Source organism: Mesorhizobium sp. CO1-1-11 (genome assembly GCF_020164995.1).
In the GTDB taxonomy this organism is placed as follows: Bacteria; Pseudomonadota; Alphaproteobacteria; order Rhizobiales; family Rhizobiaceae; genus Mesorhizobium; species Mesorhizobium australicum.
Window position 1 is genome coordinate 51,801 of the sequence record NZ_JAIUHE010000005.1, and the last position, 23,145, is coordinate 74,945.

The 23,145-nt window shown below is 64.9% G+C and carries 26 protein-coding genes; 14 read left to right on the forward strand and 12 right to left on the reverse strand.

From position 1 onward, the window contains the following. The first annotated feature begins 273 nt into the window (after positions 1-273). Both LB554_RS06950 and LB554_RS06955 read left to right on the forward strand, forming a co-directional pair. The gene (locus LB554_RS06950; protein ID WP_140824089.1) at positions 274-552 is read left to right on the forward strand and encodes a hypothetical protein; all 279 of its coding nucleotides are present in this window, start codon (positions 274-276) and stop codon (positions 550-552) included. 231 nt (positions 553-783) lie between these two features. Continuing rightward, positions 784-1,167 (forward strand): YkvA family protein, encoded by a 384-nt coding sequence (locus LB554_RS06955; protein ID WP_140824154.1) that lies wholly within the window; start codon positions 784-786, stop codon positions 1,165-1,167. Positions 1,168-1,240: 73 nt separating this feature from the next. On the opposite strand, the gene LB554_RS06960 is transcribed toward LB554_RS06955, so the two are convergent. Beyond that, positions 1,241-1,774 (reverse strand): sterol desaturase family protein, encoded by a 534-nt coding sequence (locus tag LB554_RS06960; RefSeq protein WP_140824088.1) that lies wholly within the window; start codon positions 1,772-1,774, stop codon positions 1,241-1,243. Positions 1,775-1,958: 184 nt separating this feature from the next. On the opposite strand from LB554_RS06960, the gene LB554_RS06965 reads away from it, so the two are divergent. Next, positions 1,959-2,423, forward strand: coding sequence for an NUDIX domain-containing protein (locus LB554_RS06965; protein ID WP_224583780.1), 465 nt, complete (start codon positions 1,959-1,961; stop codon positions 2,421-2,423). 46 nt (positions 2,424-2,469) lie between these two features. Here LB554_RS06965 and LB554_RS06970 read toward each other — a convergent pair whose 3' ends face one another. Next, the gene (locus LB554_RS06970; protein WP_224583782.1) at positions 2,470-3,657 is read right to left on the reverse strand and encodes a Gfo/Idh/MocA family protein; all 1,188 of its coding nucleotides are present in this window, start codon (positions 3,655-3,657) and stop codon (positions 2,470-2,472) included. Positions 3,658-3,948: 291 nt separating this feature from the next. Here LB554_RS06970 and LB554_RS06975 point away from each other — a divergent pair, with 291 nt between their 5' ends. From LB554_RS06975 to LB554_RS07015, 9 genes are all read left to right on the forward strand, one after another. Beyond that, positions 3,949-4,842 carry a MurR/RpiR family transcriptional regulator gene (locus tag LB554_RS06975; RefSeq protein WP_224526967.1) on the forward strand — a complete coding sequence of 298 codons (894 nt, stop codon included), beginning with the start codon at positions 3,949-3,951 and terminating at the stop codon, positions 4,840-4,842. Between the two features lie 78 nt (positions 4,843-4,920). Next, on the forward strand, positions 4,921-5,703 hold the full coding sequence (locus LB554_RS06980) for an SDR family oxidoreductase (protein WP_140618016.1): 783 nt from the start codon (positions 4,921-4,923) through the stop codon (positions 5,701-5,703). Further along, on the forward strand, positions 5,700-7,232 hold the full coding sequence (locus tag LB554_RS06985) for a mannitol dehydrogenase family protein (protein WP_224583784.1): 1,533 nt from the start codon (positions 5,700-5,702) through the stop codon (positions 7,230-7,232). Before LB554_RS06980 ends, LB554_RS06985 begins: the two co-directional genes overlap by 4 nt. Positions 7,233-7,267: 35 nt before the next feature. Continuing rightward, a complete protein-coding gene (locus LB554_RS06990; protein ID WP_224583788.1) occupies positions 7,268-8,182 on the forward strand; it encodes a sugar phosphate isomerase/epimerase family protein in 915 nt (304 codons plus the stop codon). 89 nt (positions 8,183-8,271) lie between these two features. Beyond that, positions 8,272-9,306: an ABC transporter substrate-binding protein gene (locus LB554_RS06995; protein ID WP_015316972.1), complete on the forward strand. Its 1,035-nt coding sequence runs from the start codon at positions 8,272-8,274 to the stop codon at positions 9,304-9,306. Between the two features lie 206 nt (positions 9,307-9,512). After that, positions 9,513-11,060 (forward strand): sugar ABC transporter ATP-binding protein, encoded by a 1,548-nt coding sequence (locus tag LB554_RS07000; protein WP_015316971.1) that lies wholly within the window; start codon positions 9,513-9,515, stop codon positions 11,058-11,060. Further along, on the forward strand, positions 11,057-12,031 hold the full coding sequence (locus tag LB554_RS07005; protein WP_015316970.1) for an ABC transporter permease: 975 nt from the start codon (positions 11,057-11,059) through the stop codon (positions 12,029-12,031). Before LB554_RS07000 ends, LB554_RS07005 begins: the two co-directional genes overlap by 4 nt. A gap of 91 nt (positions 12,032-12,122) precedes the next feature. After that, positions 12,123-13,121, forward strand: a complete 999-nt coding sequence (locus LB554_RS07010; RefSeq protein ID WP_224583789.1) for an ABC transporter permease — start codon at positions 12,123-12,125, stop codon at positions 13,119-13,121. Between the two features lie 58 nt (positions 13,122-13,179). Further along, a complete protein-coding gene (locus LB554_RS07015; RefSeq protein ID WP_224583792.1) occupies positions 13,180-14,154 on the forward strand; it encodes a nucleoside hydrolase in 975 nt (324 codons plus the stop codon). Between the two features lie 116 nt (positions 14,155-14,270). Here the strand turns inward: LB554_RS07015 and LB554_RS07020 are convergent, their stop codons facing one another. The 7 genes from LB554_RS07020 to LB554_RS07050 all read right to left on the reverse strand — a co-directional run bounded on the left by LB554_RS07020 (position 14,271) and on the right by LB554_RS07050 (position 19,107). Continuing rightward, a complete protein-coding gene (locus LB554_RS07020) occupies positions 14,271-14,579 on the reverse strand; it encodes a DUF1236 domain-containing protein (RefSeq protein WP_015316968.1) in 309 nt (102 codons plus the stop codon). A 69-nt stretch (positions 14,580-14,648) separates the two neighbouring features. Beyond that, on the reverse strand, positions 14,649-14,873 hold the full coding sequence (locus LB554_RS07025; RefSeq protein ID WP_023782864.1) for a hypothetical protein: 225 nt from the start codon (positions 14,871-14,873) through the stop codon (positions 14,649-14,651). 788 nt (positions 14,874-15,661) lie between these two features. Then, complete coding sequence (locus LB554_RS07030) at positions 15,662-16,264, reverse strand: cupin (protein WP_224583794.1); 603 nt, start codon at positions 16,262-16,264, stop codon at positions 15,662-15,664. A 105-nt stretch (positions 16,265-16,369) separates the two neighbouring features. Next, positions 16,370-16,678 (reverse strand): DUF982 domain-containing protein, encoded by a 309-nt coding sequence (locus LB554_RS07035; protein ID WP_140663343.1) that lies wholly within the window; start codon positions 16,676-16,678, stop codon positions 16,370-16,372. A gap of 137 nt (positions 16,679-16,815) precedes the next feature. Further along, positions 16,816-17,040, reverse strand: coding sequence for a hypothetical protein (locus LB554_RS07040; protein ID WP_015316964.1), 225 nt, complete (start codon positions 17,038-17,040; stop codon positions 16,816-16,818). A gap of 61 nt (positions 17,041-17,101) precedes the next feature. Continuing rightward, positions 17,102-18,733 (reverse strand): chaperonin GroEL, encoded by a 1,632-nt coding sequence (groL, locus tag LB554_RS07045; protein ID WP_140791289.1) that lies wholly within the window; start codon positions 18,731-18,733, stop codon positions 17,102-17,104. Between the two features lie 59 nt (positions 18,734-18,792). Continuing rightward, positions 18,793-19,107 (reverse strand): co-chaperone GroES, encoded by a 315-nt coding sequence (locus LB554_RS07050; RefSeq protein WP_015316962.1) that lies wholly within the window; start codon positions 19,105-19,107, stop codon positions 18,793-18,795. 390 nt (positions 19,108-19,497) lie between these two features. Between LB554_RS07050 and LB554_RS07055 the strand changes: the two genes are divergently transcribed. Next, complete coding sequence (locus tag LB554_RS07055) at positions 19,498-19,776, forward strand: usg protein (protein WP_015316961.1); 279 nt, start codon at positions 19,498-19,500, stop codon at positions 19,774-19,776. A gap of 88 nt (positions 19,777-19,864) precedes the next feature. On the opposite strand, the gene LB554_RS07060 is transcribed toward LB554_RS07055, so the two are convergent. From LB554_RS07060 to LB554_RS07070, 3 genes are all read right to left on the reverse strand, one after another. Next, positions 19,865-20,074: a hypothetical protein gene (locus tag LB554_RS07060; RefSeq protein ID WP_181166453.1), complete on the reverse strand. Its 210-nt coding sequence runs from the start codon at positions 20,072-20,074 to the stop codon at positions 19,865-19,867. Next, a complete protein-coding gene (locus LB554_RS07065; protein ID WP_140791283.1) occupies positions 20,071-21,573 on the reverse strand; it encodes an ATP-binding protein in 1,503 nt (500 codons plus the stop codon). The genes LB554_RS07060 and LB554_RS07065 overlap by 4 nt, the downstream gene beginning before the upstream one ends. Positions 21,574-21,910: 337 nt before the next feature. Next, positions 21,911-22,618, reverse strand: coding sequence for a glutathione S-transferase family protein (locus tag LB554_RS07070; protein ID WP_224583796.1), 708 nt, complete (start codon positions 22,616-22,618; stop codon positions 21,911-21,913). Between the two features lie 198 nt (positions 22,619-22,816). Between LB554_RS07070 and LB554_RS07075 the strand changes: the two genes are divergently transcribed. Beyond that, complete coding sequence (locus LB554_RS07075) at positions 22,817-23,125, forward strand: hypothetical protein (protein ID WP_015316958.1); 309 nt, start codon at positions 22,817-22,819, stop codon at positions 23,123-23,125. Positions 23,126-23,145: the final 20 nt, after the last annotated feature.

The window sequence follows — 23,145 nt, forward strand, 5'->3', positions numbered from 1 at the left end:
CCCGAATGGATCGCAAGATAGGCGACCATGGCGCGCGCCTTGCGGGTGAAGGACGGGGCCACGGCACCGCCAGTGAAATCGAACCCACCCAACAGTGAGAGGCGCGCCATCGGATCCACCACAGCTTCAGCGGCAATCCTTTACCGGTGCCGATACTAATTCAACCGGCTTTCTGCGTCGCGCGACGCTTTTCACGATTTCGTCACGCTGGCGCGAACGCGATTCCGACGGGTGTGACGCACGGTGCTGCTGACAACTGTCATGGAGAATACCATGTTGCTCCCGCACCCAACAGACTGGCCGCTCCTGTTCTACGGCGATCCCTGGCTTACGTCGCGGTCTCCGGACCGGGTCGCGCCGCAGCGCCACGACCTGGCGCTGGCGGGGTACCTGGAGAAACAGGCGGCCAACCGGGAGGCGATGAATCGCCGGCCAGGCCTCCTCGGCCGCCTTATCGACAAGATCCGTCAGCGTTTCGGCAAACAGGCGGTCGGCTACGGTACGGTGGCCCTGGAAGCGGCCCGCTCGCTGCCCGACGCATTCAGGAACTAGCGGAGAAGGAATTGTGAGCGGAGGAGCCCTCCCCGTCGCTCACGCTTTGCGGATCGACGTCCCGAACCAGGCGGCGCGGTGGTCGTCACCAGCGCCGGCTTTCAATAGGTCTTCTTCACGGCACGCCCGTTGGGCGGCGGAGTCAGTTTGCGGATCGTCGACATCGCTGCAATGATCGAGGGAAAGAGCGGAGGCGCCCGATGTTCGGGGCCTTCTAAAGAGAGTTGCCGGGTGACTGTCCTCGACAAGGCAAAGCAATGGGCGAGAGCCATCAAGCGCGATGTGATGGCCCTATGGCTGGCCGCCCGCGATCCTCGCGTTCCCTGGTACGCCAAACTTGCCGCCGGCATCGTCGCCGCCTACGCGCTCAGTCCCATCGATCTGATACCCGATTTCATTCCCGTACTCGGATATCTGGACGATCTGATCATCGTACCGCTTGGCATCCTGCTCGCGGTGAAGTTGATCCCCGCCGATCTGATGGCGGAGTTTCGCGCGGAGGCCATTCGCCGATCGAGGCCGACCAGCCGCGGCGGTCTCGCATTCATTGTCGGACTTTGGGTTTTGATGGCCGCCGCGCTCATCTGGCTATTCTGGCCAGATCGCTCGGCCTGATATGGATTTCAGGCTGGGCGTTCACCCGGCAGACCACGAATGAAGTTGGTCGCCTGGTCGAAAGGTTCCCCTGTCAAAGCCTAGCGGTGCCGAAAATCCGGTCCCAGAATATCGAGGTCACGCCGAAATTGGCGTTGTCGTCGATATGGTGGTGCACCGCGTGGCGGCGCTTGAGCGTGTAGAGATAGCTCGGATGGGGCGGATGCCAGTGATGGATCATGTGGTGGACGCTGATGTACCAGAGATAGCCCAGCATCAACCCGCAACTCACCGCGCTGGCGGTCGCGAAGTCGGAGACCATCCAGACGGGCAGGAACGCCACCAGCGCATGCACGCCCAGGCTGAGCCAGGTGGGCGTGCCCACCGGACTGCGCTCCTCGACATGGTGACGGTCGTGCAGGTCTCGGATCCAGGGGACGTGGTGCAGCACGAAACGGTGCAGCACATATTCGATCAGCGTCCACAGGCCAAGGCAGATCAGCATCGTGCCGACCCAGTCCGGCGCGCTTTCTTCTCCGGCCTCGATCAGTCCGGCCACCCCCAATATCGCGATCACCAGGGGATAGACCACGAAGTCGCTGTAGTAGCCGATCAGACCCAGCTGCATTCGGACGCCTCACCTGATTTTCGACGCCGCCCCAGAAACGATGCTATCAGTTTGCCGGACTCGCGTATGAGGTGCAATGCGGATGCATCTGACATAGCGTCGCAATTTCCAGGTGCAAGATCGGCAGCCATGATCGCTCAGAATCGGCCGGCTTCGCACCGGTGCCGCAAACGGACATGCAAACATGGCAAAACGCAGCGCGGGTCTGCTGATCTATCGCCGGAGTGATGACGGTATCGAGGTGCTTCTGGTTCATCCCGGCGGCCCGTTCTGGGCAAAGAAGGACGATGGCGCCTGGTCGATCCCGAAGGGCCTCGTCGACGAGGATGAGGACGAATTGGCGGCGGCACGACGCGAAACCGAGGAAGAGCTCGGCATCAAGGTCGGCGGCCCTTTCGCGCGCCTCGGCGACTACAGGCAGCCGGGCGGCAAGATCGTCATCGCCTGGTCCGTCGAGGCCGACATCGATGTGGCCGCCATCAAGAGCAACACCTTCACCATGGAATGGCCGCCGCGGTCGGGATCGATGAAGGAATTCCCGGAGGTCGACAGGGCCGGCTGGTTCACCTTGGCCGAAGCCGGGGTCAAGATTCTGCAGGGTCAGCGCCCTATGCTGTCGGATTTGGCGGAACAGTTGGGTATCGAATAATTACCGACGGCAAAAGCTGCCGATCTCCCCCCCGGAGGTCGGCTGTTCATCCCGCAAACCTGGCCGCGGTCCAAGCCCCGCCAGCCGCGTTCGACTCCACCGCGGCGGCGACGAACTTCACGCCGCGCGCGCCGTCGATCACGTCGGGCACCCGCGCCGCGCGAGCCGGGTCGACCGCGCCGCCCGAGCGGTGGGCTCGGATGATGTCGGCGGCGTCGCGGTAGAAATTGGCGAAGGCCTCGATATGGCCTTCGGGATGCGCCGCCGGCATGCGCGACACGCGGCGGGATTCCTCCGTCGAGCCATGGCCGCCGCGCACCAGCGTGCGGGTTTCCTCGCCATATCTGGAAAAGCGCAGTTCCTCCGGCCGGCCGCCCGACCATTCGAGCCCGGCCCTGTCGCCATAGATGCACACGGAGAGGTCGTTGTAGTGGCCGGGCGACGTCTGGCTGGCCAGGATCGTGCCGCGTGCGCCATCGGTCCAGCGCACCAGCACATGGGCATTGTCGTCGAGCCGGCGTCCGGGCACCGCGGTGAACAGATCGGCCGACACCCTCTCGGCCTCGCGGCCCGAAATGAAGCCTGCCAGGTTGAAGGCATGCACGCCGATATCGGCCAGCACCGCCGACTGCCCCGCCCTCGCCGGATCGGTGCGCCATTCCGCCTGCTTCTGGCCGTCGGCGTCGATCGGCTTGGTCAGCCAGTCCTGGATGTAGGCGCCATGCACAGACACGATCCGGCCAAGCTCGCCCGCCATCACCATCTCGCGCGCCTGGCGCACCATGGCGTAGCCGGTGTTGTTGAGCGTGACGACGAAGCGGCGGTTTTTCGCCCTCGCGAGTGCAACCAGTGCCTCGGCGTCGGCCAGCGTCGTCGACAGCGGCTTGTCGCAGATCACGTCGATGCCGGCCTCGAGGAAGGCGGTGGCGATCGGCGCGTGCAGATGGTTGGGCGTGACGATGACGACCGCCTCGATGCCATCCGGCCGCGCGGCCTCCGCTTTGGCCATGGCGCGGTAATCGGCATAGCTGCGCTCCGGCGCGATACCGATCTCGGCGGCCGAGGCAGCGGCATTGTCCGGGTCGGACGACAGCGCGCCGGCAACCAGCGCGATCTGGTCGTCGAGGCGCATGGCCAGCCGATGCACGGCGCCGATGAAGGCATTGCGGCCGCCGCCGACCATGCCGACCCGCAGACGCTGGCGCGTCGATCCATCCGATGTTGCGTAGACCATGTTTTCTCCTCGGGCTGATCACTAGCGGGGTCGTCATCCCAGGGCATAGCAAGGAGCGAAGCGGCGTTGCGGAGACCCCAGGATCCATGCCGGGACTCCGGTGCGTTGCCACGGTCAAGAATTCTGCTCCGCTGCACTCTACAACCAAGGTCGCGGCATGGACCCCAGGGTCTCCGCAACGCCGCTGCTTCGCCCTGCGATGACGAAATCGCCGAGCCCTCGCCTATGCCCATCGAACACCATTTCCAAAATCCATATTGTAAAACGATCGTATCGCGCTAGCCTGAATTCATGAGCGGGGCGAGAAAACCATCCGGACGATCCAGTGCCGACGAGGCAGCGACGCGCAAACGCGGCCGTTCGCTGGCGGCACTTGGCTATATACAGCCGCGAACCTATGAGGAGCTGCGCGCGGTGCTGTCTTCCGGCACCGTGCATTTCCCCAAGCGCCTGCGCCAGGTAGCGATCTTCCTATGGCAGCACCCGAGCGAGGTGGCGCTCGGCACTATTGCCCAGGTGGCGGCACAGGCCGGCGTGCAGCCCTCGACGCTGGTGCGCTTCGCCCAGATCTTCGGCTATTCCGGCTTTTCCGACTTCCAGGGCCTGTTCAAGGACCACGTCAAGGGATCTTGGCCGGAAGGCCGCGGCGAGCAGCGCGCCGAGGCCGAGCCCAATGCCGCCACGCATTTCCTGCGCGGCATGGTCGGCGCCTCGCAGGCCTCGCTCGGCCGCATCGAAAGCGGCTTCGATATCGAAAGCTTCGAGAAGATGGTGGCGACGCTGGCCAAGGCGGACCTGATCTACGTCATCGGCTCCAAGCGCGCCTTCCCCGTCACCACCTATCTTTCGCTGACGCTTTCGCAGCAAGGCGTGCGCAATGTGCTGGTCGACAATGTCGGCTCGACCGCGCTCGATCAGGTCGGCTGCATTGGCGCACGCGACGCCGTGCTGGCGGTGTCCTTCAGCCCCTACAATTCGATCACGCCAGACCTGGTGGCCGTCGCGCATGAGCGCAAGGCGCGCATCGTCACCATCACCGACAGCACCTTCTCGCCGCTGATCCGGCTGTCGGACAGCTGGCTGGAAGTGGTGGAATCCGACTTCGCCGGCTTCCGCTCGCTGGCGGCGTCGCTGGCGGTGGGCATGGCGCTGGTCCAAGGCGTCGCGGCGCGCCGCGGCACATGAGGCGCCGCTGGTACAATTGACTATCGGGAATCAACATTCCATATTTCAATAAATAGAAACTTTGTTCCGGGAGGAGGAATGGAGATCAGGCTCGAAGGCAAGGTGGCGCTGGTCACCGGGTCGACGCAAGGCATCGGCCGTGCCATTGCCGAGACGCTGGCGCGCTCCGGCGCTGCCGGCCTGCTGATCACCGGGCGCGACAGCAAGCGCGGCGAGGCCGTGGCTGCGGAACTGTCGGCCCTGGGTACGCCGACGCTCTTCGTCGCCGCCGACCTTGGAGACACGGAAACTCCCGCCCTCTTGGCGCAGGCCTGCATCGACCGCTTCGGCCGCATCGACGGCCTCGTCAACGCCGCCGGCCTGACCGACCGCGCCTCCTTCCTCGACGCCACGCCGGACGACTGGTCGGCGCTGTTTGCCGTCAACGCCCGTGCGCCCTTCTTCCTGATGCAGGCCGTGATCGCCGACATGAAGAAGCGTGGCCACGGCGGCGCCATCGTCAACATCCTCTCGATAAACGCCCATTGCGGCTCGCCGGAACTCGCCGTCTATTCCGCCACCAAGGGCGCGCTGGCGACGCTGACCAAGAATGCCGCCAACGCCCACCGCTTCGACCGCATCCGCGTCAACGGCATCAATGTCGGCTGGACCGACACGCCGGCCGAACGCATCATGCAGGCGCAGACGCTGGGCAATGGCCCGGGATGGCTCGACGCCGCCAATGCCGCGCAGCCCTTCGGTCGGCTGCTCAAGCCGGACGATATCGCCAATCTCGCCGTGTTCCTGCTTTCCGACGCAGCCGGGCCGATGACCGGCGCGGTGATCGACCAGGAGCAGGCGGTGATCGGGGCGAACCGGTGAACTCCATCGAAAGGCTCGGGCCCAGACTGCTGGAGCGGCTGCCCGCAGCCGTGCAAAAGCCGTCATACGACCGCGCGGCGCTCTCACCAGGCATGGCGCATCTGGGCGTCGGCGCCTTCCATCGCTGTCACCAGGCCGAATACACCGACGACCTGCTTTCGCGCCGGTTCGACCGCTGGGGCATCGTCGGCATCAACATTCGCCCGCCCGCCCTGACCAAGACGCTTGGCCGGCAAGACGGCCTCTACACGAGGCTGATCCGCGAGAACGATCATGTCGAGGCACGCGTCATCGGCAGCATCGTGAAGGTGGTCGACAGCCAGGACAGCGCCGCACCGGCGCTCGAGGTGCTCGTCTCCGCCGACATCGAGCTGGTGACGATGACGGTGACCGAAAAAGGCTATTGCCATGTGCCCTCGACTGGCGCGCTCGACCTCGATCATCCCGACATCGTCCACGACCTCGCCAACCCAGAAGCGCCCCGCAGCGTGCCCGGCATCCTCACGCGGGCGCTGGAGCGACGCAGGGCCACGCATGGCCGGAAGCTGACGCTGCTCTCCTGCGACAACATTCCGACCAACGGCGTCATCCTGGAAAATGTCGTGCGGAGCTTTGCCGAACGGCGCGGCAATGGCCTGGCCGACTGGATCGCGGCCAATGCCGCCTTCCCCTCGGCCATGGTCGACCGCATCGCTCCGGCGGTGACACAGGACGATCTCGACAGCGTCGAGCGACGGTTCGGCTATCGCGACGCCGCCGTCGCCGTCGGCGAACCCTTCCGGCAATGGGTGATCGAGAAAAAGTTCGCCGGCCGCATGCCGCGCTGGGACCTGGCCGGCGCGACCTTTGTCGACGACGTCACCCCGTTCGAGCATCTCAAGATGCGGGTGCTCAACGGCGCCCAGACGACACTCGCCACGCTCGGCGTACTGGCCGGCCTCGAACACACGTCGGATGCCATCGCCGACCCGCTGCTTTCGGTCTTTGTCAGGCGCATGCTGGTCGAGCAAACCCTGCCGACACTGATGCCGGTGGCTGGCATGAATCCATCTGCTTATGTCGAGCAGAGCCTTGGCCGGTTGAAGAACACCGCGATCCGCCATCGCAACCACCAGATCGCCACCGACGGCTCGCAAAAAATCGTGCAGCGCCTGCTCAACCCGATCCGCGACCGCCTGAACCTGGGGGCCAGCATCGGCCTGCTGTCGGTGCCGGTCGCCGGCTGGATGGCTTATCTGATCCTGGCCTCGGCGCGCTTCGGCAAGCGCTGGCCGGTGTCGGATCCCTATGCCGGCAAGGTCGCCGCGATTGCGGACGAAACCGGCCACGATGCGCGGGCGCTGGCTTCCGCCATCCTGGCCATCGACACGATATTCGACCCGGGCCTTGCCGCGGACGAGACGTTCCGGCGGGCCGTCACGTCAGCGCTTGGCGAACTGCTTTCGGGCGATCCGATGGCGGCAGTCCGTCACAGTCTCGAACAAGATGAGGTCGCGAGGTTGAAGCGATCCAAACAATCGGCATTATAGGCATCGATCGCGGGTTCGCGGTCAGGGGAGGCATGATGAAACTTGGACTGCTCACCGCACCGTTCGCGGACACGCCGCTTGGCGAGGTCGCCGGCTGGGCAAGCTCTGTCGGCTTCGAAGCACTGGAAATCGCCTGCTGGCCGAAAACCTCCGGCGCGACCCGCCGCTATGCCGGCACCAACCATATCGATGCTGATGGCACTTCGGCCTCGCGGGCGAAAGAAATCGTTGCATCGCTGGCGGAAAAGAACCTCACGGTCTCCGGTCTCGGTTATTACCCCAACCCGCTGCACCCGGATGCCGCCCATCGCGAGGCGGTCATCGGCCACCTGAAGAAGGTCATCGTGCTTGCCGCCAACATGGGCGTTCCTCTGGTCAACACCTTCTGCGGCGGCGATGCCTCCAAGACAGTCGACGTCAACTGGCAGGACGCGCTGAAAGTCTGGCCGGAAATCGTTGCCCATGCGCGCGACCATGGGGTAAAACTCGCCTTCGAAAACTGCCCGATGATCTTCAGCCATGACGAATGGCCGGGCGGGCACAACATCGCCTATTCGCCGCAGGTCTGGCGTCGCATTCTCGAAGCCTGGGGCGGCGAGGTCGGCATGAATTTCGACCCCTCGCATCTGGTCTGGCAGATGATCGACCAGACCCGCTTCATCCGGGAATTCGGCCCCTATATGCTGCATGTCCACGCCAAGGACCTGATGATTGATCATGATGGTTTGTACGAGCGCGGAATTCTATCGGCGGGCATAGGCTGGCAGGTGCCGCGCATGCCGGGGCTGGGCGATGTCGACTGGAGCGGCTTCTTCTCGGGCCTCTACCGCGCCGGCTATGACGGATCGGTCATCATCGAACACGAGGACAGGCGATTTGAAGGCAGCGACGAGCAGGTGAAGCGGGGTTTTCTGCTCGCCCGCGACGTGCTGCGTCCCTTCGTCAAGTAACGGCAAAGCGAGCCACTTGACTCTGATTGTGAGTGGCGCGGCCCAACAGGTTAAAACTGAACTGAAAAACAATGTGGAGGAAGACTGAAATGAAGAACTATCTGACCATGGTCCCGCTGCTTGCCAGCGCGGCGCTGCTGGCCTCGGTGGGCGTGTCGTCCGCCGCCGGCAAATACACGATCGGCATTTCCAACACCGTGCAGGGCAATGGCTGGCGCGAGGAAATGGTTTGCGCCATGAAGGCGCAGGCGCTCGCCTCCGGCGAAGTGACCAAGCTCAACATCGCCCACCGCAACACCGATGCCGCCGGCCAGTTGGAAGACATCCGCAACCTGATCAGCGCCAAGGTCGACGCCATCGTCGTCAACCCCGCCGACCCGGCCGGCATCAAGGCCGGCCTGGAAGAAGCCACCAAGGCCGGCATCGTCGTCGTCGCCGTCGACCAGGCGGTCACCGAGCCGTCGGCCTACATCATTTCCAACAACCAGGAGCAGTATGCGTATCTCGGTGCCAAATGGCTGTTCCAGCAGATGGGCGGCAAGGGCGAGGTGTTTTACATGCGCGGCGCGGCGGGCGCTTCGGCCGATAGCGATCGCGACAAAGGCTTCAAGAAGGCACTGGCCGAATTCCCCGACGTGAAGGTGGCGCAGGAGGTCTTCACCGGCTGGCAGCAGGACCAGGCCAAGCAGCAGATGCTGTCCTTCCTGGCCACCGGCACGCCGTTCAACGGCGTGTGGACGTCGGGCATCGATAACGTCATCGTCGACGCGCTGGTCGAATCGCAGGCGCCGCTGGTGCCCGTGGTCGGCGCCGACAATGCCGGCTTCGTCGGCCAGCTGAGCTCGGTCAAGGGCCTCGTGGGTGCCGCCGTCACCAACCCCGGCTCGATCGGTGGTGCCGGCGTGACGCTGGCGCTGCAGATCCTCGACGGCAAGAAGCCGGCCCAGCAGACCGTGCTGGTCGACCCGCAGCTGTGGGAGAATGCCACCGAGGAAGGCAAGGCCAAGCTGAAAGCCGCCGCCGACCCGTCGCTGAGCCCTGAATGGCCGGTCTCGATCATGATCCCCGACTGGACGACGTATACCAAGGACCAGATCGTGGCCTGCAAGGGCCCGGGCGAGTAAGCAGCGGCTTTGCTGACCATGGTCGGCGCCGCCCCTCACTGTCCTGCCGGACATCTCTCCCGGTAAAACGGGGCGAGAGAAGCTGGCCGCAACGCCGGAGGCAAGCCCTCTCCCCGTCTCTATACGGGGAGAGGATGCCGGCAGGCAGGTGAGGGGCGGCGCTGACATTCGCGGTTATTAGGCACATAAATCGAGACCCAAATCATTTGACCACCAGTCCCCTCCTCGACGCGTCAGGCGTCGCCAAGAACTACGGCGCGGTCGCGGCTCTCCGCGATGCGTCGCTCTCCGTGCTGCCGGGCGAGGTGCATGCGCTGATGGGTGCCAATGGCGCCGGCAAGTCGACGCTGGTGAAGATCCTGACCGGCGCGATATCAGCCAATGCCGGACGCATCCTGATCCGTGGCGAGGCGCGCGACATACGCTCGCCGGCCGCCGCGCGCCGGGCCGGGCTGCTGCCCGTCTATCAGGAGCCGTCGCTGATCCCCGATCTCGATGTGCTGTCCAATCTGCGGCTGACCGGCACGCCGGTCGAGCCGTTCCGCGCCTGGGTACGCGAACTCGGCATACCTGACCTCGACCTGCGCGACACCGCGCGCGACATCCCGCTCGCCATCCTGCGCGTGCTCGACCTGGCCCGCGCGCTGGCCGTCGAGCCCGACGTGCTGCTGCTCGACGAGATGACGGCCGCACTCCCCGCCAACCTTGCCGAAAAGGTGCTGGAAGTGGTGCGCCGGCAGGGCGACGCCGGCCGCGCCGTGATCTTCATCTCCCACCGCTTCGTCGAAATCTCGGCCCTTTGCGACCGCGCCACGGTGCTGCGCGACGGCGCGACCGTCGGCGTCGTCGACATCGTGCCGGGCGTCGAGGAAAAGATCGTCGAGCTGATGCTCGGCACTCGCATCGTCAAGACCCATGTCGCCGCCCGCGGCGCCAGCGAAGAGGCCCGCCCCCCTGCCCGCCCGCGCATCGCCGTGCGAAACCTGCGCGTCGGGACCAAGCTCAGCGACGTCTCCTTCGATCTCCGCGATGGCGAGGTGGCCGGCGTCGTGGCGCTGGAAGGCCAGGGCCAGGACGAACTGTTCGCCGCCCTTGCCGGCTCGATCAAACCATCGGGCGGCACGATCGAAGTCGACGGCAGCCCGGTGAAATTCGCCCACCCGATCGACGCCATCCGATCGGGGATCGCCTATGTGCCGGGCGACCGTTCCGAGGCGCTCGCCATGCAGCGCTCGGTGCGCGAGAACATTGCGCTCCCCTTCAGTGCCGCCTTGCGCAACTGGGGGCCTATTCGTATGCGCAAGGAGCGCGCCACCGTGGCGAGCGCCATCCAGCGCCTGCAGATCGACACCCGCGCTCAAGGCGAGGTGCAGCGCCTGTCCGGCGGCAACCAGCAAAAGGTCACCATCGCTCGCTGGATCGCGGCCGACGCGCGCACCATCCTGTGTTTCGACCCGACGCGCGGCATCGATGTCGGCACCAAGCAGGAGATCTATCGTCTGCTGCGCGAGCTCGCCGGCAACGGCAAGTCGGTTCTTTTCTACACCTCCGAACTGGAAGAAGTGCAGCGCGTCTGCGACCGCGTCATCGTCATCTTCGGCGGCCGCCTGGTCGATATTTTCCCTGTCGAGGAGGCCGACGAGCCGACGCTGATGCGCGCCGCCTACGGCCTGCCGCGCGGCGTCAAGGCGGATATCGGTATTTTGGCCGCACCCACGGCGAATGCTTCCGATGCGCCGGAGGCAACGCCATGAGCCATTTCCTGCGCCGGCAAGGCTGGGTAACAGGCCTGTTCGCCCTCCTCGTCATCCTGTTCATCGCCACCAAGATCATCCAGCCCGGCTATGGCAGCGGCGATTTCGGCTCGCTGGCGCGGGCCGTGCTGCCCTACGCCTTTGCCGTCGCCGCGCAGACGGTCGTCGTCATCGCCGGCGGCATCGATCTCTCGGTCGCCGCCATGATGGCGTTGACCAGCGTCACCGCCGCCTCGATGATGGCGGGCGCGAGCGAGGAATACGCGCTGTTCGTGGTGCCTTTCGTGCTCGCCATGGGGTTCGTGCTGGGCGCCGTCAACGGGATGCTGATCGTCGTCACCCGCGTGCCGGACATCGTCGTCACGCTGGCCATGCTGTTCGTGCTGCAGGGCGCGGCCCTTCTGGTGCTCGGCGCCCCGGGCGGCGCGGCGGCCGAATGGCTGAAGGCGCTGATCTCGGGCACCGTGCCGATCCCGGGCCTGCCCGACGCCGTCGACGCGTGGCTGCCCAAGGCGCTGCTGGTGCTGATTGTCTGCCTCTGCATCGTCTGGATACCGCTTCGGCGGTCGCGCCTCGGCCTTTCCATCTACGCCATCGGCTCCAGCGAACTGGCGGCGTTCCGCAGCGGCGTGCCTGTCGCCCGCACCAGGGTCATCGCCTACGCGCTCTCGGGCCTGTTCGCGGCCATGGGCGGGTTGGCGCTGACCATGAGCACAGGCATCGGCGCGCCGATCCCCGGCCCCTATCTCCTGGCCAGCGTCGCCGCGGTCGTGCTGGGCGGCGTGGCGCTCGGCGGCGGCAAGGGCGGCCTGCTCGGCCCCATCGTCGCGGTCTTCGTGCTGCGGCTGGTGCGCACGGATCTCACCTTGCTCGCCATCGACCCCAACGTCACCGCCATCATCGAAGGCCTGATCATGGTCGCCGTGGTGATGTTCGGCGCCTTCATCACGATGCGAGGGCGGCAATCATGAAATTCACCCGCAGCGCTGTACGGCGCCGTAGAGCACCATCCCTCCAGAACACCACCACCAAGCCCCCCTCCTCGCGAACGGGAGCCACCCCATGAGCACCACCGCGATCACGCCCGCGCCGGTCTCCTTCGGCCGCCGCATAAAACGCTTCATGGCCGACCGTCCCCTCATCCCGCTGATCATCCTGCTGGTCATCCTGGTGGTGATCCTGCAGATCCTGCGCCCCGGCATCGTCAACGAGCGCTGGATCGCCAACACCATCAAATTCGCCATTCCGCTGGCGATCCTCGCCGGCTGCCAGACCATGACCATGCTGACCGGCGGCATCGACCTTTCGGTCGGCACGGTGGCGACGATGAGCGCCTTCATCATGGCAACGCAGATCGTCAGCCAGAACCCGGCTGTGGCCTTCCTCCTGGCGATGATGCCGGCGGTGCTGATCGGCCTCGTGAACGGCATCGGCGTCGGTGTCTTCCGCGTCCATCCGCTGATCATGACGCTGGGCACCAGCCTGATCGGCACCGGCTGCCTGCAGGTCTACCAGCGCACGGTGATCGCGTCCGGCGCCAAGATCCCCGACTTTCTTGCCTGGCTGGGTACCGGCGTCACCCCCGTACTCGGCTTTGCCTTCCCCAACGCCCTGCTGCTGTTCGTGCCGCTGGCGGCCCTCATCGTCTTCACGCTTGCCCGCACCGGCTTCGGCCGCCTGCTCTACGCCGTCGGCGACAATGAGCGCGCGACGCGCCTGTCGGGCGTGCAATACTGGCAGGTCATCACGGCGCTCTACGTCACCTCCAGCGTGCTCGCCGGCGTCACCGGCCTGCTCTATATCGGCTTGATCAAGGCGCCATCGCTGTCGCTCGCCGAACCGCTGGTGCTGCCCTCGGTGGCGGCGGCCGTCATCGGCGGCACCTCCATCTTCGGCGGCCGCGGCGGCTACACCGGCACCATCATCGGCGCGCTGATCCTGACGGTGCTGACGACGCTACTGACGATTTTGCAGATGCCGGAGGGAGCAAGGCGCATCCTGTTCGGGTTGATCGTCCTGTTCGTGACCGCGGCCTATCTGCGCATTGTCGAGGACAAGTAGGCGCGGGCCGGGACTATTGGCACGGGGCAGCCGCCCCGCCGACAAGGGAGACGAAGTCATGGAAAAGATCATCCTGGACTGCGATCCGGGGCACGACGACGCCATCGCCATCCTGCTTGCGGCGGGAAACCCGAATATCGACCTTCTCGGCATCACGACGGTTTCGGGAAACCACAATGTCGAGAACACCACGCGCAATGCTCTGGCCGTATGCACGGCCTACGGCATCAAGGTGCCGGTGGCGAAGGGCTCACCCGGCCCGCTCATCGGCGAGCAGGTGCTGGCCGTCGAAATCCATGGCGATACCGGGCTCGACGGCCCCGTCCTGCCGCCCGCCTCGTTCGAACTCGACAAGCGGCATGCCGTCGACTTCATCATCGACACGGTCATGGCACACGAGCCGAAAACCATCACGATGGTGCCGGTCGGTCCCTACACCAACATCGCGCTCGCCATCCGCAAGGACCCACGCATCATCGATCGGGTGAAGGGCGTCGTCGCGATGGGCGGAGCCTACACGCGCGGCAACATCACGCCAGCGGCGGAGTTCAATGTCTATGGCGACCCGGAGGCCGCCGACGTCGTGTTCCGCGCCGATTGGGATGTCACCATGGTCGGCCTCGACCTCACGCACCAGGCGCTGGCCACTCCGGACCTGCAAAACAGGGTGCGCGCCGTCGGCGGCCCGATCGCCAAGTTCATCCTCGATATCTGGGAGTTCATAGCGACCACGCATGGCGGCCTCCTGCAGATCGAGTATCCAGCCGTCCACGACGCGTGCTGCGTCGCGGCCATGATCGACCCGACCGTCTTCACCACCGAGAAGGCCGATATCCGCGTCGAAATCGCCGGGCGGTGGACCAAGGGCATGACGGTCTGCAATTTCGAGAAGATGGGCGGGATGCACCATTTTGGCGGCACGGCGAGCGAGCAGGTCGACTTCCGCCATACCGTGGCGATGAAACTCGACCATCCGAAATTCTGCGGCCTGATCGTCGATGCGCTGGAGCGGTTAACCCACGCCAAGGCCTGACGGGTGAAGGTTTCGGCGATGTTCACAGGGATTAAGTGGCTCCGTATAGAAAGCCCGCCGCGCCATTTTTGCGGCACGGCGGGCCGCCCCCGTTGGCCAGGGACGAACTACCGGCATCACTCGATGATCTGCACGACCCTGCGTGTATCGGGGTCAACCAGAACCGCATGATCGCCGACAACAGTGTATTTGTATCTGACGTCGGGGACGTCGATTGTATGAAGCTCGACTGTGTCAGGGAGAGCGGAGCCGACGTTGAGTTCGACGCCGAGCAGGCTGACTGACGCGAGTTTTTGCTTGTGGATGTATTCGCGGACGACCGTCTGCTGCTCGGGCTTGAGAATTACGACGTCTCCCGCGAAGGAAGCACCAATTCCAGCCATAAGCGCGAGGGCCGCGACAGCGCCGACAAGATATCTTTTCATGACAAGTCCTTTTGTGAACTAAGAAACATTTTCAGAGGCCAGAATTATTCTGGCCTCTGCCGCAGCCAATCAGCCACCATTGGCAGGTGCCGCGGGCTTCGCGGGCGCTGAAGTGGCCGGAGCTTCCACCTTTGGCGCCTCAACCTTCACGTTGATGTCCTTCCCGCCGCCGCCACCAATGTTGATGACACCGGTAAATATCAGCAGGACAACGATGGCGATTATCGCAAGAACAATAGCGACCGCAGTGCCGCCACCACCTCCAGAATTAACAACAGTTGGACCGTCAGCCATGACTTTCTCCTCTCCTATTCTTTGAGTTGTCACCGGTCACCAACGGCTCCCGCTGCATTGCGTTCCCGGGCAAGGCTTAGGTCTAAGAATTGGCAAGACTGAAGTCGTATGCGGCAACCCATGTCTTGCCGATACGTTGGGTTCGCGCCGGAGCAACGCAGCCAATCACCCATCATCGCGGAATCCAGCTCGACCGCCGGATATTCTGAGAGCGAGGCAAGCAGTGACATCAGCCCAGAGACCGAGCACCCAGGACGACAATCGCCCCGCAAATGACAATGATGTTCAGGCCCCGGAAATCCCGTCGGGCCCGCCCGTCTGTCTGAGTGAGGACGCCAACATGGTCGATCTTGTCAGGCGAACCGAGCGCTTGGCTATCGCCGTTGTCGTGGGAATGGCGATCTGCCTGACGCTTATCCCGGCGATCTATGTTGCCCTCACCTACGGAATGTAGACGGTATATCAGCCGTCTGTCCGCTCCGAGGCAGGCGCAATCTCTTCACCACCTGCTCTCTCCAGGCTTTGCTCCCATTGCGCCTGGCATGCCGGACATGTTCCCGCGCGCCATCAATCCCGAGAATCTCAGACAAAAAGGAACCCGCCCCGGCGTCAACCGAAGGCGGGCTCTCTCCGTTTTCCAGTCCGTTGATAAAGCATTCGACGGCTATCAACCTCCAATGCCCGAGAGCGTTCCACCGGAGTGATGAACTATGCTTCGATCTGTCCGTCGATCGTTCCGAGGCAGGGCTTGCGCCGGCAAGCTTTGCTCTCTTTCGCCTTCGGCGAACTCAATCTTTCTCCCACGCCGCCAGCAGCGGGCCCTTGCTTCCATAGACGGGGTCCTTGCGCGGACGGCCGACCTTGGGGATCGTCACCACCGCCTTGGCGTGATCGGCGGTGGTCGTGCATTCGTCATAGGTGCCGGACGGCGGATAGGCGCCAACGACGAGAAAGTCGTCCGAAGCGGAGATGCGCTGGTGCCCCGTGCCGGCCGGAAGAACCGCGACATCGCCGGCCTTCAGCGCCAGCGTTCGGCCCTTCTTGCCGCCAAACCGGACCTTCGTCGTGCCACGCGCCACGCCGAGCACTTCGTGGATGCGCGAATGGTAGTGAACATAATCGTAGATGCCGTTGCGCCAGCTGTCTCCCCAGCCATTGGCCGAGAAAAGCGCCTCTAACACGGCCGCGGGATCGAAGTCTTCCGGCAATCTCACTGCGCCGTGATAGACGACCAGCGGCCAGGACGGATGATTGGGCACCAGGCCATCATCGCCAAACCTGAACTCGTTCGCTTTGCGCGGCCTGACAAGGTCGGCCGCCTGACGGCTGTCCGGTCTTGCGGCACCGGTCACCTGTTCGGCCACTTTCTTGATGCTTTGCAGGATGCTCATTACGTCGCCTCGCCTCGGGGAACCAACACTGATTCAACCCGATGGCCATCGCTTGGTTCCCCGCGGGCTCGCGCCCGCCACCGCCGCGAGGCGGACCGCTGAAGATCAGACGGACCTGCCGCCTCGCCCCGCCTGCAGCGCATTGTCCATCGCAGCGGCCGGCGAAACCATATCCGGCAGCAATATGTCGTTGCGACGTGCGAAGGTGACCAGCGTCGCGCGCACCGTCTCCGGGTCGATCTCACCGGCGATGCCCGCCTTGCAGGCATTGAGGGCGACGGCATGAGCGCCGTTGCGGCTGGCGGCCGGCCAGTCCTGCAACAGCGCGTAGGCTTCCATCACGCTTTCGATCTTCCTCGGAAAGCCCATTCCGACCAGAATGGTCACCGGTTCTTCAAACTGCCAGCGATTCATGGCTTGTGCCTCCTCTCGATTGTGCGGACCCGCGGCGGGCCGAACACCGGAAGGCGCGGCCCGCCGCGTAAGGTTCATGGGACTGCCCGTAAGGTTCATGGGACTGCCCGTAAGTTTATGGGACTGAATGTCAGCGCTCAGCCGCCGGCCGAGGCCTCGGACGCCTCCGACACCTGTTGCGCGGCCAGGAACATCAGCGTCGCGGCAACGGTCCGCCGCTTCCAGCCGGCGGCTTCGGCCCTGTCGAGCAGTTCCGCCAGCAGCGGCTTCAACGCACCGCGGCATTCGCTTTCATAGGCCAGGAACTCCTTTGCCTGATGTGTCGGCGCGGGCACGGGCCCAAGGTCAGCAAGCGCATCCATATCTCTCTCCCTTCAACCGATGCCCGCTCCCTATCGAGGGAGCGGGCGGACTGGTCGGACCTCAGAAGTCCATGCCGGCGCCGGCCGGCATTGCCGGGCTGGCGGCTTCCTTCTTCGGCTTCTCGGCCACCATTGCCTCGGTGGTCACCAGCAGGCCGGCGACCGACGCCGCATCCTGCAGCGCGGTGCGCACCACCTTGGCCGGGTCGATCACGCCCTGGCCATAGAGATCGCCGAACTCGTTGGTCTGAGCGTTCCAGCCCCAGCCGAATTCGCCCTTCTCGCGCAGCTTGCCTACGATGATCGAGCCTTCAGCACCGGCATTTTCCGCGATCTGGCGGACCGGCGTCTCGATGGCGCGGCGCACGATCTCGACACCGGTCTTCTGGTCGGCATTGTCCGTCTGGACAGCATCGAGCGCCTTGGCGGCCCGAAGCAGCGCGACGCCGCCGCCGGGCAGCACGCCTTCCTCGACAGCCGCGCGGGTCGCGTGCAAGGCATCGTCGACGCGGTCCTTGCGCTCCTTGACCTCAACCTCGGTCGAGCCGCCGACGCGGATCACCGCGACACCTCCGGCAAGCTTGGCCAGCCGCTCCTGCAGCTTCTCGCGGTCATAGTCGGAGGTGGTCTCCTCGATCTGGGCCTTGATCTGCGCGACGCGGCCCTGGATTTCTTCCTTGCGCCCGACGCCGTCGACGATGGTGGTGTTTTCCTTTTCGATCACCACCTTCTTGGCGCGGCCCAGCATCTCCAGCGTCACATTCTCGAGCTTGATGCCGAGATCCTCGGAGATCGCGGTGCCGCCGGTGAGGATCGCGATGTCTTCCAGCATGGCCTTGCGGCGGTCGCCGAAGCCCGGCGCCTTGACGGCCGCGACCTTGAGGCCGCCGCGCAGCTTGTTGACGACCAGCGTCGCCAGCGCCTCGCCCTCGACATCCTCGGCGATGATCAGCAGCGGCTTGCCCGACTGGACCACCGCTTCCAGCACCGGAAGCAGCGCCTGCAGGTTGGCGAGCTTCTTTTCGTGGATCAGCACGTAGGGCTCGTCAAGTTCGACGCGCATCTTGTCCTGGTTGGTGACGAAATAGGGCGAGAGATAGCCACGGTCGAACTGCATGCCTTCGACGACTTCCAACTCGGTCTCGGCGGTCTTGGCTTCCTCCACCGTAATGACGCCTTCATTGCCGACCTTCTCCATCGCTTCGGCGAGGAAGCGGCCGATCTCGGCGTCGCCATTGGCAGAGATGGTGCCGACCTGCGCGATCTCGTCGTTGCGGGTCACCTTGCGGGCGTTGGCCTTCAGCTCGGCGACGACGGCGTCCACCGCCTTGTCGATGCCGCGCTTCAGGTCCATCGGGTTCATGCCCGAGGCAACGGCCTTGGCGCCCTCCTTGACGATGGCCTGGGCCAGCACGGTCGCGGTGGTGGTGCCGTCGCCGGCAAGGTCATTGGTCTTGGAGGCGACTTCGCGCACCATCTGCGCGCCCATGTTCTCGAACTTGTCCTCAAGCTCGATTTCCTTGGCGACGGTGACGCCATCCTTGGTAATGCGCGGCGCACCGAACGACTTTTCAATGACGACATTGCGCCCCTTGGGGCCGAGCGTCACCTTCACCGCATTGGCCAGGATATCGACGCCGCGCAGCATCTTCTCGCGCGCTTCGGTATGGAATTTTACCTCTTTGGCAGCCATTGGATCACTCCTCTATATCTAGGCAGCATTCGTTGACTGGTGGATTTTCTAAGAAGCCGTCAGGCGGCCTTCTTCACTTGCGCGGTCTGTTCGATCACGCCCATCACGTCACTTTCCTTCATGATGAGCAGGTCCTCGCCATTGAGCTTGATCTCGGTGCCGGACCATTTGCCGAAAAGGATACGGTCACCCACCCTGACATCCAGCTCGGTCAGTTTGCCGCTGTCGTCGCGCGCGCCGGGACCGACGGCGATGACTTCGCCTTCCTGCGGTTTTTCCTTGGCGGTATCGGGAATGATGATGCCGCCGGAGGTCTTTTCCTCGGCCTCGATGCGGCGGACCAGGATACGGTCATGCAATGGACGGAACGCCATGTCGTTCTCCTCTTGGGACAAACAGGTTTTCAGCTTCCTCCACACCGGACCGGCAATTCGGGCCGATGCGGAATGCGGCGACCCTTTGTCAGGCATCGCGCGCGCATATCGAGCTAGTTTTCCCTTTTTCGGTTTCAAGAGGCCGGCCAGAAAATTTTAGCACTCACGCCGTCGGAGTGCCAACTCACTGTTATAGCGGTCTTATTCGCTCTGCGTCGGGAGCCGCCCCTTGAATTTACGCCTAGATCCGGCAAAATTATCCGAGCCGGTACCATCGCCGGCGCCGGAACCGCTCACCCTCTGAAGGAGTTGTTTACCGACGGCGCACATTGATGGGCCGAGAGACTTTTTCGCCGTTGCGGCCACCGCTGCCGCCGAAAGGAGACACGAATGATCGCAAGCGTCAGCAAGGAGTTCCGCCTCCAGATGGAAGGCTATGGCCTGACCACCGCACAAATCCATTACCGTCTGCCTGACCATCGGAGCCTGCTGCAGCTTTATGTCTGGCAGGACTACGACCTGGCGCCGGAGTTCCCCGAACTCAAGGGCTTTCTCTCCTATTGGGAGCGCGAATTGGACGGGCCGCTTCACTCCGTCCACATCGCCCACCACCGGCTCATCACCCCATCGGAATGGCGGGCGGTCGACGGTGTCATCACGGTCCAGTAAGGGCGGCGTCATCGCGCGGTGCTGACCTTACCAGAAGCCGACCAGCGACCTCACCATCGCCTTCGCACCCGCCGTCTGCAAGCAAGCTTCAGATACGATGATTGACCAGCGCCACGCCGAGCCCGGCAAGGATCGAGCCGCAGGTTCCCGGCACCAGCCACCTTGCGCCGCTTGCCGGGGACCGCGCAAGGGCCAGCGAGGCGATGCCGGCCGCCGCCAGGTCCGCCATCGAGAACCAGCGGATCAGCGTTCGTCGATGAGCTCGCAGTGCCGCCACGGCCACGTTGGATGCCCTCACAAAGCCAGGCTTCCCTGCTCCGCCCCCTCGGCATTGGGATCGCCGGGCGCCGTTGCCCAGGCGAGTTCGACCAGCGTCACGGTGCGCTTCCCCGTGCCGTCGACCTGGCAGACGATGAGGCCCTGCTCCTCGATATAGGTGAGCAGCCGCCGGGCGCGGCGCATGGAATGCGAGCCGTAGGCGCGGGCGATCGCGCCATCGCTCGGGCACGGCCAGCCCTCCTTCGCCGCGCGCGCGATCATCATGAACACGCCTTGCATGTCCTCCGGCAGCAGCGAAGCGCGCACCGAGACGTCGCGCCACACATCGTCCTCGCTGGCTTCGGCCCCCAGTCCGGCACGGGCGCGCGTCAACATGCGGCGGAAGGTGGGCAGGTCAGGCACGACCGAGGCGAGGCCCTCGATGCGGCAGCGCACGACAAACTCCTGGTAGAGCACCCCGATCACGCGGAAGCCCGCGTCAGGTTGTGCAAGAATGGCGCGCAGCACGCGGTCCACCCGCTCGCGCCGCTCCGCCAGATCCTCGGCGCTGACTTGCGGCTCCGCCGGTTCGGGGCGGATTTCCAGCGCAGCCGACTTCGCCGCCATCAACTGGTCGAGCAGGTCCGGCGACGCCACCCGGCGCGGCGCACGCATCGTCTCGGGCGGCGGGGCGGCCAGGATGATGGCGCGGGCATCCTCGAGCGCCGCCTCCGGCAGCGGCATCAGCTTGGGCGTGCCGTTGCGCGGGCTGGTGTCGGTCGGGCCGATGCGCAGGCCGAGCGGCCGGCGCGACAGTGCCGGCCCCAGCGCCATGAACTGGCCGCGCTCCAGATCGCGGAACGCCTCCGCCTGCCGCCGCTCCATGCCTAGGAGATCGGCCGCGCGCGCCATGTCGATATCGAGGAAGGTGCGGCCCATCAGGAAATTGGAGGCTTCCGCCGCGACGTTCTTGGCGAGCTTGGCCAGCCGCTGCGTGGCGATGATGCCGGCAAGCCCGCGCTTGCGGCCCCGGCACATCAGGTTGGTCATGGCGCCGAGCGAAAGCTTGCGCGCCTCGTCCGACACCTCGCCGGCCACCGCCGGCGCGAAAAGCTGAGCTTCGTCGACCACCACCAGCATCGGGTACCAGTGGTCGCGCGCGACCTCGAACAGCCCGCCGAGAAAAGCGGCGGCGCGCCGCATCTGGTTCTCGGCATCGAGGCCTTCGAGGTTGAGCACGGTCGAGACCCGGTGGATGCGCGCCCGCTCGCCGGCCGCCTGCAGGCCGCGCTCGGTGTGCTCCTCGGCATCGATCACCAGATGGCCGTAGCGTTCGCCCAGGGATACGAAGTCGCCTTCCGGATCAATGATGGTCTGCTGCACCCAAGGCGCGCTCTGTTCCAGGAGACGCCGCAAGAGGTGCGACTTGCCGGAGCCCGAATTGCCCTGCACCAGAAGGCGGGTCGCCAGCAACTCCTCGAGATCGAGTTTCGCCGGCGCGCCCGCTGTCGTGTGTCCCATCTCGATCGCAACGGTCATGCCAGACTCATCAGCTCCTTCGCGGACGGGCTTAGCAATCCGATCGCGGCCCGTCGAGCAGGGCATGGCTGCCGATTCGCGTTGCGCACAGCCGAGACAATGACGATCTGGCCGCGATGGACGGCCGCAATCCGGCGGGCCTGCCGTTTACGGCCCTGACCTGTGGATAGTAACCACCTGTTCACCATGGGCCGGCGTTTCGATTGCGGCGGCCGGCCATCCGCTTAGCCTGGCCTCTGCATCGCCCCCCAAAGCGATGCACCCCAACGCCCCCAAATGGCGGCCGGCGTTTTCAAGTTTCTCTCCAAACGTATACGCCGGTCGCCACCCCTTTCGACTACAGCCTCGGCGCCTCATGCGGCTCGACCTGTCCTGGGACTGGCGGCAATCGGGGCGCGTCCAGACCCTCGAAGGGATCACGCCAGGCGTTGATCGCTTCAAGCCGCCGATACCAGCGATCGACCAGTCGATAGTCGCCGAGCGGCAGGCCCGCGACATCGTTGAAAGGCAGGAAGGTCGCCATGCGGAAGTCGGCATAAGAAACTTCGTCTCCGACCAGCCATTGCCGGCCCGCAAGCGCGGTCTCCAGGATCGCCGCCGTCGTGTGAAACAGTTTCAGCCCATCCTCGACCAGTTGGTGATCGATTGGCCCGATGTGATAACGCTGCTTGGTGCCGCGCTCGAAATGCACCATGTCGCAGGCCCGCATGAAATTCTCCTTGCCCCAACTCAGCCAGCGGATCATCTCGGGCTCATCGTCGCCGCTGCGCCAGAAATCGGACCCCATGTCGCGCGACAACCGGCAGGCTATGGCGTCGGCCTCCCACAGGCTTCCCCCGGGCCAGGCCAGTATGGGCAGGGAAAGGTTGGGATTGAGCGGCCGGAATCGCTCCGCTTGCCCCGGCGCGAACGGCGACGCGAATTCGAAGGTCACCCTCGCCCCGAGATGACGCGCCACCGCGACCCCCAGGCGCGGATTGGGGTTGCGGCTGAAGTACAGTTTTGTTTCCACCCCAGCCGGCATCGGCTCGACTTCGTCACTCATGAATGCCACTCCTTGTCTCGGCGACCGTCGCCAGATCAAGGACGGATGCGGCTGGTGCAATCCGACAAATCATCCACTCCCCGCGCGCCGGGCGGAACGAGCAGCCTATCGAAACAGGATGGGTTGCGCAAAGTTTGGGTTGACCGTCTCCGACGACGAGGCGACACTTCATCCCACAGCAAGGCAGGAGGAAATGCGATGGACGAGCCCGACCGCTGGCGCCACATGTCGAGCGCGCCAAAAGACGGCAGCCGGATCCTCGTGACGGTCCGCCCATCCGAGCAGGGGCCGGCGGAAGTCGACCTCGCCTACTGGTCACGCGCCGATCAGTTCGGTGACGAGGGCTGGCGCGCCTCCGATTCCTCGCCCGGCCGCGTCGTCGAATATGCCGAGCCGGAGCTGAAGTGCTGGATGCCGATGCCCTCGGCCAATCTCAGCCGGGGCGCCTCGATGCCGGCGCCGTGGGAAGGCGACGACGCGCAACAGCTGGACGGCTCGGGGATTTAGCGCGCCGACCGCTTCGTCCT

What these genes read in the sequence shown, in the direction of transcription:
- LB554_RS06995 (WP_015316972.1), top strand. Translation starts at nt 8,272, where the DNA reads ATGAAGAACTATCTGACCATGGTCCCGCTGCTTGCCAGCGCGGCGCTG.
- LB554_RS07050 (WP_015316962.1), bottom strand. Translation starts at nt 19,107, where the DNA reads ATGGCGTTCCGTCCATTGCATGACCGTATCCTGGTCCGCCGCATCGAG.
- LB554_RS07010 (WP_224583789.1), top strand. Translation starts at nt 12,123, where the DNA reads ATGAGCACCACCGCGATCACGCCCGCGCCGGTCTCCTTCGGCCGCCGC.
- groL (WP_140791289.1), bottom strand. Translation starts at nt 18,733, where the DNA reads ATGGCTGCCAAAGAGGTAAAATTCCATACCGAAGCGCGCGAGAAGATG.
- LB554_RS07025 (WP_023782864.1), bottom strand. Translation starts at nt 14,873, where the DNA reads ATGGCTGACGGTCCAACTGTTGTTAATTCTGGAGGTGGTGGCGGCACT.
- LB554_RS06970 (WP_224583782.1), bottom strand. Translation starts at nt 3,657, where the DNA reads ATGGTCTACGCAACATCGGATGGATCGACGCGCCAGCGTCTGCGGGTC.
- LB554_RS06975 (WP_224526967.1), top strand. Translation starts at nt 3,949, where the DNA reads ATGAGCGGGGCGAGAAAACCATCCGGACGATCCAGTGCCGACGAGGCA.
- LB554_RS07015 (WP_224583792.1), top strand. Translation starts at nt 13,180, where the DNA reads ATGGAAAAGATCATCCTGGACTGCGATCCGGGGCACGACGACGCCATC.
- LB554_RS06980 (WP_140618016.1), top strand. Translation starts at nt 4,921, where the DNA reads ATGGAGATCAGGCTCGAAGGCAAGGTGGCGCTGGTCACCGGGTCGACG.
- LB554_RS06965 (WP_224583780.1), top strand. Translation starts at nt 1,959, where the DNA reads ATGGCAAAACGCAGCGCGGGTCTGCTGATCTATCGCCGGAGTGATGAC.
- LB554_RS07065 (WP_140791283.1), bottom strand. Translation starts at nt 21,573, where the DNA reads ATGACCGTTGCGATCGAGATGGGACACACGACAGCGGGCGCGCCGGCG.
- LB554_RS07055 (WP_015316961.1), top strand. Translation starts at nt 19,498, where the DNA reads ATGATCGCAAGCGTCAGCAAGGAGTTCCGCCTCCAGATGGAAGGCTAT.
- LB554_RS06960 (WP_140824088.1), bottom strand. Translation starts at nt 1,774, where the DNA reads ATGCAGCTGGGTCTGATCGGCTACTACAGCGACTTCGTGGTCTATCCC.
- LB554_RS06990 (WP_224583788.1), top strand. Translation starts at nt 7,268, where the DNA reads ATGAAACTTGGACTGCTCACCGCACCGTTCGCGGACACGCCGCTTGGC.
- LB554_RS07040 (WP_015316964.1), bottom strand. Translation starts at nt 17,040, where the DNA reads ATGGATGCGCTTGCTGACCTTGGGCCCGTGCCCGCGCCGACACATCAG.
- LB554_RS07005 (WP_015316970.1), top strand. Translation starts at nt 11,057, where the DNA reads ATGAGCCATTTCCTGCGCCGGCAAGGCTGGGTAACAGGCCTGTTCGCC.
- LB554_RS07035 (WP_140663343.1), bottom strand. Translation starts at nt 16,678, where the DNA reads ATGAATCGCTGGCAGTTTGAAGAACCGGTGACCATTCTGGTCGGAATG.
- LB554_RS06950 (WP_140824089.1), top strand. Translation starts at nt 274, where the DNA reads ATGTTGCTCCCGCACCCAACAGACTGGCCGCTCCTGTTCTACGGCGAT.
- LB554_RS07075 (WP_015316958.1), top strand. Translation starts at nt 22,817, where the DNA reads ATGGACGAGCCCGACCGCTGGCGCCACATGTCGAGCGCGCCAAAAGAC.
- LB554_RS07070 (WP_224583796.1), bottom strand. Translation starts at nt 22,618, where the DNA reads ATGAGTGACGAAGTCGAGCCGATGCCGGCTGGGGTGGAAACAAAACTG.
- LB554_RS07030 (WP_224583794.1), bottom strand. Translation starts at nt 16,264, where the DNA reads ATGAGCATCCTGCAAAGCATCAAGAAAGTGGCCGAACAGGTGACCGGT.
- LB554_RS07020 (WP_015316968.1), bottom strand. Translation starts at nt 14,579, where the DNA reads ATGAAAAGATATCTTGTCGGCGCTGTCGCGGCCCTCGCGCTTATGGCT.